General features: G+C 69.2%; 14 protein-coding genes. 11 read left to right on the top strand and 3 right to left on the bottom strand.

What is annotated here, in order from left to right; all coding sequences use genetic code 11:
• Nucleotides 1-10: 10 nt before the first annotated feature.
• Both OCJ37_RS07655 and nth read left to right on the top strand, forming a co-directional pair.
• Entirely contained in the window at nt 11-379 is a 369-nt protein-coding gene (locus OCJ37_RS07655; RefSeq protein ID WP_263113069.1) for a hypothetical protein, read from the top strand.
• Nucleotides 376-1053: an endonuclease III gene (gene nth / locus OCJ37_RS07650; protein ID WP_263113068.1), complete on the top strand. Its 678-nt coding sequence runs from the start codon at nt 376-378 to the stop codon at nt 1051-1053. Before OCJ37_RS07655 ends, nth begins: the two co-directional genes overlap by 4 nt.
• A 726-nt stretch (nt 1054-1779) precedes the next feature.
• On the opposite strand, the gene OCJ37_RS07645 is transcribed toward nth, so the two are convergent.
• The 3 genes from OCJ37_RS07645 to OCJ37_RS07635 all read right to left on the bottom strand — a co-directional run bounded on the left by OCJ37_RS07645 (nt 1780) and on the right by OCJ37_RS07635 (nt 4516).
• A complete protein-coding gene (locus OCJ37_RS07645; RefSeq protein ID WP_263113067.1) occupies nt 1780-3348 on the bottom strand; it encodes a SulP family inorganic anion transporter in 1569 nt (522 codons plus the stop codon).
• Nucleotides 3349-3359: 11 nt separating this feature from the next.
• The gene (locus OCJ37_RS07640) at nt 3360-4049 is read right to left on the bottom strand and encodes a carbonic anhydrase (RefSeq protein ID WP_263113066.1); all 690 of its coding nucleotides are present in this window, start codon (nt 4047-4049) and stop codon (nt 3360-3362) included.
• A gap of 173 nt (nt 4050-4222) precedes the next feature.
• Entirely contained in the window at nt 4223-4516 is a 294-nt protein-coding gene (locus tag OCJ37_RS07635; RefSeq protein WP_263113065.1) for a hypothetical protein, read from the bottom strand.
• A gap of 312 nt (nt 4517-4828) precedes the next feature.
• On the opposite strand from OCJ37_RS07635, the gene OCJ37_RS07630 reads away from it, so the two are divergent.
• From OCJ37_RS07630 to rnt, 9 genes are all read left to right on the top strand, one after another.
• The gene (locus tag OCJ37_RS07630; RefSeq protein WP_263113064.1) at nt 4829-6079 is read left to right on the top strand and encodes an OprO/OprP family phosphate-selective porin; all 1251 of its coding nucleotides are present in this window, start codon (nt 4829-4831) and stop codon (nt 6077-6079) included.
• Between the two features lie 160 nt (nt 6080-6239).
• Complete coding sequence (pstS, locus tag OCJ37_RS07625; protein ID WP_263113063.1) at nt 6240-7259, top strand: phosphate ABC transporter substrate-binding protein PstS; 1020 nt, start codon at nt 6240-6242, stop codon at nt 7257-7259.
• A gap of 369 nt (nt 7260-7628) precedes the next feature.
• Nucleotides 7629-8729, top strand: a complete 1101-nt coding sequence (gene pstS / locus OCJ37_RS07620) for a phosphate ABC transporter substrate-binding protein PstS (protein WP_263113062.1) — start codon at nt 7629-7631, stop codon at nt 8727-8729.
• Between the two features lie 237 nt (nt 8730-8966).
• Nucleotides 8967-9941 (top strand): phosphate ABC transporter permease subunit PstC, encoded by a 975-nt coding sequence (gene pstC / locus OCJ37_RS07615; RefSeq protein WP_263113061.1) that lies wholly within the window; start codon nt 8967-8969, stop codon nt 9939-9941.
• Nucleotides 9942-10808, top strand: a complete 867-nt coding sequence (pstA, locus tag OCJ37_RS07610) for a phosphate ABC transporter permease PstA (protein ID WP_263113060.1) — start codon at nt 9942-9944, stop codon at nt 10806-10808. It begins immediately after the preceding gene.
• Between the two features lie 19 nt (nt 10809-10827).
• On the top strand, nt 10828-11655 hold the full coding sequence (pstB, locus tag OCJ37_RS07605; protein WP_263113059.1) for a phosphate ABC transporter ATP-binding protein PstB: 828 nt from the start codon (nt 10828-10830) through the stop codon (nt 11653-11655).
• Nucleotides 11656-11770: 115 nt separating this feature from the next.
• Complete coding sequence (phoU, locus tag OCJ37_RS07600) at nt 11771-12490, top strand: phosphate signaling complex protein PhoU (protein WP_263113058.1); 720 nt, start codon at nt 11771-11773, stop codon at nt 12488-12490.
• A 152-nt stretch (nt 12491-12642) separates the two neighbouring features.
• A complete protein-coding gene (locus tag OCJ37_RS07595) occupies nt 12643-13050 on the top strand; it encodes an RcnB family protein (protein ID WP_263113057.1) in 408 nt (135 codons plus the stop codon).
• Nucleotides 13051-13255: 205 nt separating this feature from the next.
• Nucleotides 13256-13900 (top strand): ribonuclease T, encoded by a 645-nt coding sequence (gene rnt / locus OCJ37_RS07590; protein ID WP_263113056.1) that lies wholly within the window; start codon nt 13256-13258, stop codon nt 13898-13900.
• Nucleotides 13901-14095 lie beyond the last annotated feature (195 nt).

The raw sequence follows: 14095 nt of genomic DNA, 5'->3' as shown, positions 1-14095 counted from the left end.
GCGCGCACCGATGCCTGTTCCGCCCTCCCCTGCGGCGCCGCTGCAATTGCTGCGCTGGGTGCTCGACGACGATCTGGACGCGGCGATCGACGGCGGCCTGATGGACTACGTCGGCGATGCCGCCGACGACCGGCTCGACCCGGCGCATCCGCAGTTGCGCGCGCAGCTGCTGGCGGCGCAACATCGCCTGCGCGACGCATGGGCCGCGCGCGAGCGCTATCGCGCGCGCCAGGCGCGCCTGGCACGCCGCGCCGCCGCGCGCGACGCCCGCCGCACGCCGCCGGCCGCCGTGGCCGCCACGGCGCCGTCGCTGCCGCCGGCGGCCGCGGCGATCCTGGCGCGGGCCAAGGCCAAGGCGGCCGCGCGGGGGCCGCAATGAGCGCGCTCGCCGCCGTCGCGCCGCGGCGCGGGCGCACGTTGAGCAAGGCCGAGATCCACGAACTGTTCTCGCGCCTGTCCGAACTCAACCCCACCCCGACCACCGAACTGGAGTACAGCACCCCGTTCGAACTGCTGATCGCGGTGATCCTGTCGGCGCAGGCCACCGACGTCGGCGTCAACAAGGCCACGCGCCGCCTGTACCCGGTGGCGAACACGCCGGCGGCGATCCTGGCGCTGGGCGAGGACGGGCTCAAGCGCTACATCTCCACCATCGGCCTGTTCAACGCCAAGGCCAAGAACGTCATCGCCACCTGCCGCATCCTGGTCGAGCAGTACGCCGGCGAGGTGCCGCGCGACCGCGCCGCGCTCGAGGCCCTGCCCGGGGTCGGGCGCAAGACCGCCAACGTGGTGCTCAACACCGCCTTCGGCGAGCCGACCATCGCCGTGGACACGCACATCTTCCGCGTCGCCAACCGCACCGGCCTGGCGCCGGGCAAGGACGTGCGCGCGGTCGAGGACGGCCTGCTCAAGCGGGTGCCGGCGCAATTCATGCACGACGCGCACCACTGGCTGATCCTGCACGGCCGCTACGTATGCAAGGCGCGCAAGCCGGACTGTCCGCGCTGCGTGATCCGCGACCTGTGCCGGTACGCGGACAAGACGCCGGGGTGAGGGGTGGCGCGGCGAAGGCCAGCGCCGTTTGCTGCGCCGTGCGGGTTTTCGGCCGAGACAGCTTCCGGAGCCAGGACGCTCATCGCTTCGCTCGTCGCGACTGAAGTCGCTCCCACACCGGCCTTCCGCATCGGCGGCTGGGTGCACTGTAGGAGGGGCTTCAGCCCCGACCGTTTCCGAAGCCGGGAGCTTCACCACTTCGCTCGTCGCGGCTGAAGCCGCTCCTACAAAGCATCAAGGTGCGCGATCGACTCATGGAGCACTGTGGGAGGGGCTTCAGTCCCGACGCTGACCGAAGCCGCCGAATCCATCGCTTCGTTCGTCGCGACTGAAGTCGCTCCTACACCGGCCTTCCGCATCGGCGCTGGGTGCGCTATAGGAGGGGCTTCAGCCCCGACGGTTTCCGAAGCCGGGAGCTTCACCACTTCGCTCGTCGCGGCTGAAGCCGCTCCTACAAAGCATCAAGGCGCGCGATCGACTCATGGAGCACTGTGGGAGGGACTTCAGTCCCGACGCTGACGGAAGCCGCCGAATCCATCGCTTCGCTCGTCGCGACTGAAGTCGCTCCTACACAGGCCTTCCCGATCGCTGGCTGGGTGCACTGTAGGAGGGGCTTCAGCCCCGACCGTTTCCGAAGCCGGGAACTTCACCACTTCGCTCGTCGCGGCTGAAGCCGCTCCTCCTACAGGGTCTGCGGTGACTGGCTGATGCACCGCGCCACACACTCTATGCCGCGCGCTGCCCTTCCACGCGCCGGTGCAGTTCCTTCCAGTCCACCACCAGCGCGCAGCCGCGGGCGGCGGCGTTGCGGCTCCAGTCGCGCAGCAGTTCCAGGCAGGCGTGGTCGACGTGGTGCAATCGCGCCACGTCCAGATGCAGCTCGGTGTTGGGCGGCAGCCGTTCCAGGGTGCGCGCCATCGTCGGCACGCGCAGGAAGGTGGCCGAACCTTCCAGCGACAGGCGCAGCTTGCCGGCGCCCGCCGCGGCGCCGCCGGCGTCCTCATGCGCATGCACGCCCACCTTCAACCGCGATTGCTGCAGCGCCAGCCGCAGCAGCGACAGCGCGAAGCCGATCAGCACGCCGGTGAGCAGGTCGGTGGCGACGATGGCGAAGGTGGTGGCCAGGTAGATCGCGGCGGTGCCGCGGCCGTAGGCGGCCAGCTCGCGCACCTGCCCGAGCTTGACCATCTTCAACCCGGTGTACACCAGGATGCCGGCCAGGCACGCCACCGGCGTCATCCGCAGCAGCCACGGCAGCAGCAGCGCGAACAGCAGCAGCCAGCCGGCATGCAGCATGGTCGACACGCGCGTGGCGGCGCCGGCCTGCACGTTGGCCGCGCTGCGCACGATCACCCCGGTCATCGGCAACGCGCCGAGGAAGCCGCACAGCATGTTGCCCACGCCCTGCGCGGCCAGTTCGCGGTCGTAGTGAGTGCGCGGCCCCTGGTGCATGCGGTCCACCGCCGCCGCCGACAACAGGGTTTCGGCGCTGGCGATGAAGGCGAAGGTGAAGGCCGACAGCAGCAGTGTGGCGTCGAACACGCCGAGCATCTGCGCCGGGGTCGGGATCCGGATCGCCGAGAACAGGTTGGCCGGCACGTCGACCTTGCGCACGTCCACGCCCTGCAGCTGCACCAGTGCGGTCACCGCCACCACCGCCAGCAGCGCGCCGGGCACGAAGCGCAGCCGCTGCGGGCGCAGCCGCTCCCAGGCCAGCATGATCGCGATGGTGCCGAGCCCGACCAGCAGCGCGGCACGGCCCACGCCCTGCTCCAGCGCCCGCCACAGCGCCGCCGGCAGCACGGCGAAGTTCTCCAGGCCGCGCGCCTTCGGCGCCGCATCCATCAGCACGTGCGCCTGCGAGGCGACGATCAGGATGCCGATGCCCGACAGCATGCCGGCGACCACCGCCGGCGAGGTCATGCGGAACCACACCCCGGCCCGGCACAACCCGGCCACCAGCTGGATCGCGCCGGCCAGCAGGATCACTGGCCCCAGCGCGGCCACGCCGTGCTCGCGCACCAGTTCGAACACCAGCACCGCCAGGCCGGCCGCCGGGCCGCTGACCTGCAGCGGCGAGCCGGCGATCGATCCGACCACCAGGCCGCCGACGATGCCGGTGATCAGCCCGGCCGCCGGCGGCATGCCCGAGGCGATCGCGATGCCCATGCACAGCGGCAGCGCGACCAGGAACACCACCACCGAGGCCAGCAGGTCGCGGCCGAACAGGCCGTTGCGCAGGTAGCCGGCGCGCGCGGACGCCCCGGCGAAAGAAGGTTCTGTCATGGTTCGCATGCGTGGCTCCTTCAGATCGCGACGTCGCGCGGCACCGGCGCCAGGCGCGGTCGCGGGGTGGCTTCGGGAGGACGCCGGCCCTCTTCCGGCAGCAGCGGCACGAAGCGGCCCTGCTCGGCGTCGAAGGCGCGGATCTCGCCATGGGCGATGTCGTAGATCCAGCCGTGCAGGCGCAGCGCGCCGCGCGCCAGCCGCGCCGCCACCACCGGCTGCGTGCGCAGGTGGTCCAGTTGCGCGACGACGTTCTCCTCGGTCAGGCAGTGCAGCGCGTCCGCGCCGTGCGCGGCGTGGCCGTGCTGGGCGGCGACATGGCGCGCGCTGTCGGTGTGCTTGAGCCAGGCCGCGACGTTGGGCACGTCGCGCAGCGAATCGGGGTTGAGCACCGCCTTCATCGCGCCGCAGTCGGTATGGCCGCAGACCACGATGTGCTTGACCTGCAGCACCGCCACCGCGTACTCGATCGCCGCGACCACGCCGCTGACGTGCTGCGAGTACGGCGGCACCACGTTGCCGATGTTGCGGTAGACGAACAGCTCGCCGGGCTGCGCGGCGAACATCAGTTCCGGCATCACCCGCGAATCGGCGCAGGTGATGAACAGCGTGTGCGGGGTCTGGCCGCCGGCCAGTTGCCGGAACAGGCCGCGCTGGCGCGGATAGACCTCCTTGCGGAAGTGGCGGAAACCATCGAGCAGGCTTTGCATGGGGGAGACCTCGGGACAAGGGGCAGGCGTCGCCGCGGCGGGCGCCGCAGAACGGAGAACGGAAGGAGGACTGCACGCCGCGCGAGCGCTGCCGGCGACGGCACGTTGCGCGGCACGGCGTGGACGATCGAGACCGCCGCGGCGATGGGCCGGGCGGCGCCCGATCCGGCGGCTCAGGCGCTGGGAGGTCGCAAGCGCGGTTGCGGACGGGTGCCGGCGCCATGCCGCGGCGCCGGCTCGGGCCAGCGTGGCACGACACGCGCCGGCCAGCACGGCGCCATTGGCAGAACCGGCGTGTCGTCGTAGGCGACCTGTTCGGCACTGCTGCGCGTTTCGATCTGCGCATCGTCCGCAGGCGATTGCACCGTTTCGGCCTGGCCTGCCGCGGGCAATGCCGGCAGCGCCGAGCGTTGCGCCGGGAACAGCGCGAACAACGCGACCAGCAACAGCGCGGCGAATGTCGGCATCCGATTGCAGGCATGCAGGTTCATGCCTTCACGCTAACCACCGTGCCGGAAGCCGACAAGTGGTGCAGCGCACAAAAGCGCCAATCGGTGGCGCGATGGCGAGACGATGCCGCGCTTTGTGACGTCCATCCTGGGATGACGCGCCCGGCCGCATTTCATCTGCGCGCCATCGGATCGCAACATGCCGCGCGTTCAATGGCGCAGAAGACGCGGCGGCGAGCACGGGTGTGCATGCCCGGTGTACGTTAAGTGTCACATTTACGCAATCTTCACATATTAGCCTGCGCGCATCTTCCACCGCCCAGGCAACCCATGAAACTGTCTCGCACCCTCCTCTCGGCCGCCGTGCTCACCGCGGTGTTCGCGCCTGCCGCTCACGCCGAGATCGCCATCGACGTGATCGGCGGCTCGGAAATCTCCTTCGAAGGCCTGGTCCAGGCCGACGGCAGCTGGTACGACAACGACGTCCAGGACCTCAACGGCACCACCGGCAACAACGGCAAGAACACCGATTTCGGCATCCGCCGCGCCGAGCTGGTCGCCAAGGGCAAGGGCCCGGGCAACTTCGAGTGGGTGCTGGGCTACGACGCCAGCGTCCTGCGCGAGTCGTCCAACAACGGCACCACCGTGCGCAGCACCGGCAAGTTCCTGGACACCAACATCAAGTACAAGTTCGGCGGCAACGCCAACAACTTCCTGCAGGTCGGCCAGTACAAGCAGCCCAACAGCCTGGAAGAACTGTCCAGCACCAAGAACAACGACTTCATCTCCAAGTCCTCGGTCACCAACACCTACGCGGTGGCACGCCGTCTCGGCGGCGCGGTCGGCTTCGGCGACAGCAACTGGAGCGTGGTCGGCAGCGTGTTCGGCCGCGAGCTGAGCCGCAACCTGGCGCACGGCAGCGGCTACGGCGCGCGCGGCACCTTCGCGCCGATCAACGAAGCGGGCAACATCCTGCACTTCGGCCTGAGCTACGTGAACTACGACACCGACGCCGACACGCTGCGCCTGCGCGCGCGTCCGAACGCCGACCTGTCCGGCGTGCGCCTGGTCGACAGCGGCAACCTGACCAACACCGACCGCATCGGCGTGATCGGCGGCGAAGCGATGTGGGTCACCGGCCCGTTCAAGGCCCAGGGCGAGTACTACAACGCCAAGGTCGAGCGCTACGGCGCCAGCGACAACTACAGCACCGACGGCTGGTACCTGAGCGGCGTGTGGAACATCACCGGCGAGACCTGGGGCTACAAGGCCGGCGTGCCGACCACCCCGCTGCCGAACGATCCGGCCGGCGGCATGTGGCAGCTGGGCGTGCGCTACGACAGCATCGACCTCAACGACGGCGATCTGGTCGCGCGTCCGGTCGGCGCACCGCTGGTCGACGGCGTGCTCGGCGGCAAGATGAACACCTGGACGGTCGGCGCCAACTGGTACTGGCACTCCAACTTCAAGTTCGCGCTGAACTACGTGATGGTCGACAGCAGCAAGTACAGCAGCGCCGCCCGCGGCAACGTCAGCGACAAGCCGAACATCCTCGAAGCGCGCGCGCAGTTCTACTGGTAATCGCTCCAGCCGGCGCAGGGCGCGACTGCCGCGCCCTGCGCTCGCACATGCCCGCCGCAGCGTCATGTTTCCGTCATGTAACAGCCTCGCGGCTGTCATCCAACGGTTATGTAATGGCCGCGTGCGGTGTCCCGCATACCACCCTTCAGGAGCTTCCTCCGTGATCTTCTCGCTCAAATCCCGCGTCCTGGCTGCCGCCGTCGCCGCGTCGTTCGTGTTCGCCGCCAACGCCGCCGATGTCACCGGCGCCGGCGCCTCGTTCATCTACCCGGTCATGTCCAAGTGGTCGGCCGACTACAACACCGCCACCGGCAAGAAGGTGAATTACCAGTCGATCGGTTCCGGCGGCGGTATCGCCCAGATCAAGGCCGCGACGGTCGACTTCGGTTCCTCCGATGCGCCGCTCAAGCCGGACGACCTGGCCGCGTCGGGCCTGGCCCAGTTCCCGTCGGTGATCGGCGGCGTGGTGCCGGTGGTCAACGTGCAGGGCATCGCCCCGGGCGCGCTGAAGCTTGACGGCAAGACCCTGGCCGACATCTTCCTGGGCAAGGTCAAGACCTGGAACGACCCGGCGATCGTGGCCCTCAACCCGGGCGTGCAGCTGCCCGACGGCAAGATCACCGTGGTCCACCGCTCCGACGGTTCGGGCACCAGCTTCAACTTCACCAACTACCTGTCCAAGGTCAACCCGGACTGGAAGAGCAAGGTCGGCGAAGGCACCGCGGTGCAGTGGCCGGTCGGCATCGGCGGCAAGGGCAACGAAGGCGTGGCCGCCTACGTCAAGCAGATCAAGGGCGGCATCGGCTACGTCGAGCTGTCGTATGCGCTGCAAAACAAGATGTCCTACACCGCGATGAAGAACGCCGCCGGCAAGATCGTGCAGCCCAGCGACGAGAGCTTCGCCGCCGCGGCCGCCAGCGCCGACTGGGCCAGCGCCAAGGATTTCTACCTGGTGATGACCAACGCCCCGGGCGAGGCCTCCTGGCCGATCACCGCGACCAACTTCATCCTGGTCCACAAGCAGCCGAAGAACCCGACCAGCGCCAAGGCCACCAAGGACTTCTTCAAGTGGGTGTACGCCAATGGCGACGCGCAGGCCAAGCAGCTGGACTACGTGCCGCTGCCGGATGCGCTGGTCAAGCAGATCGACGCCTACTGGAGCGCCAACCTGAAGTACTGATCGGCTCTCTCTCCGTCGATCGCTACCCGGACGCGGGCCCCTCACGGGGCCCGCGTTTTTTGTCGCGGCCCCGCGTCGGGACCGTGCCCCCTTCTCAGGGATGGTGCCTGCAGGCAAATGAGGGTGCGCGCGAGAACGCACTCCGGCTGCGGCACGAGCGCCATGGCGAAACGGTGGCGCCGGTCGCACATCGCGTCGCCCCGTCCCCTCACCTGCGGCCCCTCTGCCGGCGGGAGAAGGGAGCAAGCGGCTGTTTTTCTTGATCAATTTCACATGCGGGTGGCCGCGTCATGAGGCTGTAACAAAAACATCATTTCATAGCGTGCATCCGCCGGATCGTCCGGCCCTCTTCGCTACGGAGTGACCCCCATGAAACTGCAGCCGGCACGCTTTGCCGTCCTGTCCCTGGCCCTCGCTTTCGCCGTCACGGCCTGCCAGCCGGGCAATGGCGACAAGCCGCAGGGTGCCGCCGATGCGGCGGGTGGCGCACCCGCGGCCGCGCCGGCCGACGGCGCCAAGACCGCCGCGGAGATCTCCGGCGCCGGCGCGTCGTTCATCTATCCGCTGGTGTCCAAGTGGTCGGCCGACTACCACACCGCCACCGGCAACAAGATCAACTACCAGTCGATCGGCTCCGGCGGCGGCATCGCCCAGATCAAGGCCGGCACGGTCGATTTCGGTTCCTCCGACAAGCCGCTGGACAGCGCCGAGCTGGCCGCCGCCGGCCTCGGCCAGTTCCCCTCGGCGATCGGCGGCGTGGTGCCGGTGGTCAACCTGGACGGCATGGAAGCGGGCAAGCTGAAGCTGACCGGCACGGTGCTGGCGGACATCTTCCTGGGCAAGATCACCAAGTGGAACGATCCGGCGATCGTCGCGCTCAATGCCGGCACCGCCCTGCCCGACACCAAGATCAACCTGGTGCACCGCTCCGACGGCTCGGGCACCAGCTTCAACTTCACCAACTACCTGTCCAAGGTCAGCGCGGACTGGAAGAGCAAGGTCGGCGAAGGCACCTCCGTGCAGTGGCCGGGCGGCGTCGGCGGCAAGGGCAACGAGGGCGTGGCCTCGTACGTGCAGCAGATCAAGGGCTCGATCGGCTACGTCGAACTGGCCTACGCGCTGCAGAACAAGATGCCGTACGCCTCGCTGCAGAACGCCGCCGGCAACTGGGTGCAGCCCAACGCCGAGAGCTTCGCCGCGGCCGCCGCCTCGGCCGACTGGGCCAACGCCCAGGATTTCAACCTGGTCATCACCAACGCCGCCGGCGCGCAGGCGTGGCCGATCACCGCCACCAACTTCATGCTGATGCACAAGCAGGCCAAGGATCCGGCGCGCAACAAGGCGACCCTGGAGTTCTTCAAGTGGGCGTTCGAGAAGGGCCAGCCGCAGGCCAACGACCTGCACTACGTGCCGCTGCCGCCGGAGCTGGTGCAGCAGATCGAGGCGTACTGGGCCAAGGAGTTCAAGTAAGCGCACCGCCGCCGCCCTTGCCGGCGGCGGCAACGCGGCACGCATGGCGCGCCGCGCAGGTATCCAGCGACCGGCGGTGCGCCGCAAGCACCGCCGGCCGCCGCATCGGCACCACGTAATCCGGACTTTCGGGTTCCCGCCTGCGCGGGAGCGACGCAGCCACCCACCGCGCGCGGCCACCCCCGCCGCGGCCACGATCGGACCGCGCCCCTGCGCGGTCCGGCAAACATCGAGCCCATGAACGCCACTGTCATTCCCGAAGCGATAACGGCGCCCCGCGGACGCGACCTGCGCGACGCCCGTGCCGACCGACTGTTCCGCTGGACGCTCACCGCCACCGTCGTATTCGTCCTCATCGCCCTGGCCAGCGCGGCGCTGTCGATGCTGTGGGGCGGCCGCCATGCCCTGCAGATGCAGGGCCTGAGCTTCTTCTACTCCAGCGAATGGAACCCGGTCGAGAACAAGTACGGCGCGCTGGCGCCGATCTACGGCACCCTGGTCACGGCGCTGATCGCGATGCTGATCGCGGTGCCGGTGAGCTACGGCATCGCCTTCTTCCTCACCGAAGTGTCGCCGCGCTGGCTGCGCGGCCCGATCGGCACCGCCATCGAACTGCTGGCCGGCATCCCGTCGATCATCTACGGCATGTGGGGCCTGTTCGTGCTGGTGCCGGTGATGACCGAATACGGCACGCCGTGGCTCAACGACCACGTCGGCACGCTGCCGGTGATCGGCCCGATGTTCCAGGGCCCGCCGCTGGGCATCGGCCTGCTCACCGCCGGCTTCGTGCTGGCGATCATGGTGATCCCGTTCATCTCCTCGGTGATGCGCGAGGTGTTCCTGACCGTGCCGACGCGGCTGAAGGAATCGGCCTACGCGCTGGGCTCGACCAAGTGGGAAGTGAGCTGGGACATCGTGCTGCCCTACACCCGCTCGGCGGTGATCGGCGGCATCTTCCTGGGCCTGGGCCGCGCGCTCGGCGAGACCATGGCGGTGGCGTTCGTGGTCGGCAACACGGTGCGGCTGTCGCCGTCGCTGCTGGAGCCGGGCACCACCATCGCCGCGCTGATCGCCAACGACTTCGGCGAGGCCACCGAGACCTACCGTTCGGCGCTGCTGCTGCTGGGCTTCGTACTGTTCATCGTGACCTTCATCGTGCTGGCGATCGCCCGCCTGATGCTGCAGCAACTGTCGCGCCGGGAGGGCAACTAAATGGCCGCCGACATCGCAGACCGCCTGTACAACCGCCGCCGCGTGGTCAACGTCTTCGCGCTGCTGCTGTCCTGCCTCACCGCGCTGTTCGGGCTGGTGTTCCTGGGCTGGATCCTGTGGACGCTGCTGGCCAAGGGCATCGCCGGCATCGACGTCGACCTGTTCACCCGCATGACCCCGCCGCCGGGCGAGGATGGCGGCCTGGCCAACGCGTTCTTCGGCAGCGCGGTGATGTGCGGCCTGGCGCTGCTGATCGGCACCCCGCTGGGCGTGGCCGCCGGCACCTGGCTGGCCGAATACGGCAACGCGCGCAAGACCGGCCAGGTGGTGCGCTTCGTCAACGACATCCTGCTGTCGGCGCCGTCGATCGTGCTCGGCCTGTTCGTGTACACGCTGTACGTGATGCAGACCGGCGGGCGCTTCTCGGCGATGGCCGGCGCGCTGTCGCTGGCCTTCATCGTGCTGCCGGTGGTGGTGCGCACCACCGACGAGATGCTGCGCCTGGTGCCTTCGCAGATGCGCGAAGCGGCGCTGTCGCTGGGCATCCCGCAGTGGAAGGTGACCATCCAGGTGCTGTACCGCAGCGCCTCGGCCGGCATCGTCACCGGCGTGCTGCTGGCGCTGGCGCGCATCAGCGGCGAGACCGCGCCGCTGCTGTTCACCGCCTTCGGCAACCAGTACTGGAACAACAACATCATGCAGCCGATGGCGAGCGTGCCGGTGGTGATGAACTCCTTCGCCGGCAGCCCCTACCCGACCTGGCAGCAGCTGGCCTGGTCCGGCGCGCTGGTGCTCACCGTGTTCGTGCTGCTGGTCAGCCTGGGCGCGCGCGCCCTGCTGAGCCGCTACAAGACATCCAACGATTGATTCCCCTATGGAACCGGCCATGAACGATCAGCACAACGCCGCACCGATGCACCGCATCGCCATGCCCACCGGGCACACCGCGCTGGCGCCATCGCCGGTCAAGGTGGCCGCGCGCGGCCTGGACTTCTACTACGACAAGTACCACGCGCTGAAGGGCATCAACATCGAGGTGCCGGAAAAGCGCGTCACCGCGCTGATCGGCCCGTCCGGCTGCGGCAAGTCCACCCTGCTGCGCATCTTCAACCGCATCTACGCGCTGTATCCGAAGCTGGAGGCGCGCGGCGAGGTGCTGCTGGACGGCGAGAACATCCTGTCGCCGAAGTACCCGATGAACCGCCTGCGCAGCAAGGTCGGCATGGTGTTCCAGAAGCCGGTGCCGTTCCCGATGACCATCTTCGAGAACGTCGCCTACGGCATCCGCCACCACGAGAAGCTGTCCAAGGCGGACATGAACGACCGCGTCGAGCAGGCGCTGCGCCAGGGCGCGCTGTGGGACGAGGTCAAGGACAAGCTCGGGCAGAGCGCGCTGGGCCTGTCCGGCGGCCAGCAGCAGCGCCTGTGCATCGCCCGCGCGGTGGCCCTGCGCCCGGACGTGCTGCTGCTCGACGAGCCGACCTCGGCGCTGGACCCGATTTCCACTAGCCGCATCGAGCAACTGGTCGAAGAGCTGAAGACCGACTACACCATCGTCATCGTCACCCACAACATGCAGCAGGCCGCGCGCGTCTCGGACTACACGGCCTTCATGTACCTGGGCGACCTGATCGAGCACGACCGCACCGAGATCATCTTCTCGCAGCCCAGCAAGCAGCAGACCGAAGACTACATCACCGGCCGTTTCGGCTGACGCGCCGGGGATCGGGCATCGGGAATGGGGGCATCGCGGCAACGCCCCCGTTCGCGGCCCCTCCTCCACGCGCCGCTGCGCCCTTCCCATTCCCATTTCCCATTCCCGGCAGCCTATGAACATCCCCAACGAGCACATCGTGAAGAGCTACGACGAAGAACAGCACCGCCTCGTTGCCGAGATCGTGCGCATGGGCGAGACCGCGGTGGCGCAGCTGGAAGCGGCGCTGGACGTGGTCGAACGCCGCGACGACAACGCCGCGCTGCGCATCGTCGTCAACGACGAGGCGATCGACGCGCTCGAGCAATCCATCAGCCACGACGTGATGCGCCTGGCGCTGCGCGGGCCGATGGCGCGCGACCTGCGCGAGATCCTGGCCGGCCTGCGCATCCCGGCCGACATCGAGCGCATCGGCGACTACGCCGCGAACGTGGCCAAGCGCTCGATCGCGCTGAACACCTCGCCGCCGATGCCGCAGACGCTGGGCCTGCGCCAGCTCGGCACGCTGGCCGCGCAGCAGGTGCGCGAAGCCCTGACCGCCTACCAGAGCGGCGATGCCGACGCCGCGCTGCGGGTGCGCCAGGGCGATGCGCTGCTGGACGCGCAGTACACCGCGCTGTTCCGCGAACTGCTGACCTACATGATGGAAGATCCGCGCAACATCACCCCGTGCACGCATCTGCTGTTCATGGCCAAGAACCTGGAGCGGATCGGCGACCACGCCACCAACATCGCCGAGAACGTGTGGTTCCTGGTGCACGGCGACCAGCCGCTGCCGCCGCGCGACAAGCGCGACGAGACCAGCACCACCACCACCACCACCACCGGCGTCTGAGCGCGCTTCGCCGCGGCGGGCGGCGCAATCGCCCGGGCGCCGCATCGGCGCCCGCAACGCGCTGATTCTCCTGGCAATTCATTGCGTTCATGCAGCGGCGCGTACGGTGTGGTCACGCGTGGAGCCGTTCTCCACCGCCCCCGGGAGACACCATGAAGCGCATCATCGGTTCGGTCCTCGCACTGTCGCTGCTGGCCTCCGGCGGCGCCTTCGCCGCCGGCCAGAACAGCCACGATCGCGACCACGATCGGCCCCAGGATCGCAACGACCACCGCGACGACCGCGGCCCGCAGCAGGCGCGCCACGACGACCATCGCGACGATCGTCGCGACGACCGCCATGACGATCGCCACGACAACGGCCGCCACGAAGGCTGGCGCCACCACCAGCGCGGCGAACGCCTCGCGCTCGGCCATCGCGGCGATCGCGTGCCGGACTACCGCAAGCACGGCCTGAGGGCGCCGCCGCGCGGCCACGAGTGGCGCCGGGTCGACGACCAGTACGTGCTGATCGCCGTCGCCACCGGCATCATCGCCAGCGTCGTCGCCAACAGCCGCTGACGCCGGCGCCAACGCAACAGGGCCCCGCTTCGGCGGGGCTTTTCGTTGCGCGCCCGGCGCCGCGCGGCATATGCGAACGGCGGCTGCGGACCCGCTTGGCGGACACCGCCAGCGTGGCGATGCGACCTACGTCCACGTTGCCGAGGCGCCGCGTGCCGCACGCCTCCGTGGCAGGCATTCGGCCGCGCTCTGCTACCCTGAGCGCATGAACGATCACGTCGACAGCCCGTCCCAGCCCCTTGCCATCACTCCCATGTCGCGGCGTTTCCGCGGCTACCTGCCGGTGGTGGTGGACGTGGAGACCGGCGGCTTCGACTGGAACCGGCATGCGCTGCTGGAGATCGCCGCGGTGCCGATCGAGATGGACGATTTCGGCCAGCTGTATCCCGGCGCCACCGCCAGCGCGCACGTGGTGCCGGCGCCCGGCACCGCCATCGACCCGAAATCGCTGGAAGTCACCGGCATCATCCTCGACCACCCGTTCCGCTTCGCCAAGCCCGAGCGCGAAGCGCTGGACCACGTGTTCGCGCCGGTGCGCGCGGCGGTGAAGAAATACGGCTGCCAGCGCGCGATCCTGGTCGGCCACAACGCGCACTTCGACCTGAATTTCCTCAACGCCACCGTTGCCCGCTGCGGCCACAAGCGCAACCCGTTCCACCCCTTCAGCGTATTCGACACGGTGACCCTGGCCGGCATCGCCTACGGCCAGACCGTACTGGCACGCGCGGTGCAGGCGGCCGGCTTCGACTGGAACGCCGCCGACGCGCACAGCGCGGTCTACGACACCGAGCAGACCGCACGGCTGTTCTGCAAGATCGCCAACGCCTGGCCGGCGCCGCAGCTCGGCTGAGCGCCTCGCGCGGCCGGATGCCGGGCCGCTGCGCCGCCGCCATCCCACCTCCGGCGCGACAACGCGTTCCGCCCCGCCTCCTGTGGCACACTCGCGCGGCGGTACCGGGAAGCGCGTCGCACCATCCAACCGGCGCGGCCGCTCGCCGCCTGGCGACGCAGCCTGGCCGCCACCGCTCCGCGGCGCGGTTCAGGC

Source organism: Xanthomonas sp. AM6 (assembly GCF_025665335.1).
In the GTDB taxonomy this organism is placed as follows: domain Bacteria; phylum Pseudomonadota; class Gammaproteobacteria; order Xanthomonadales; family Xanthomonadaceae; genus Xanthomonas_A.
Note: the sequence above shows the minus strand (reverse complement) of the source record. Positions and strands in the feature narration are given on the sequence as shown.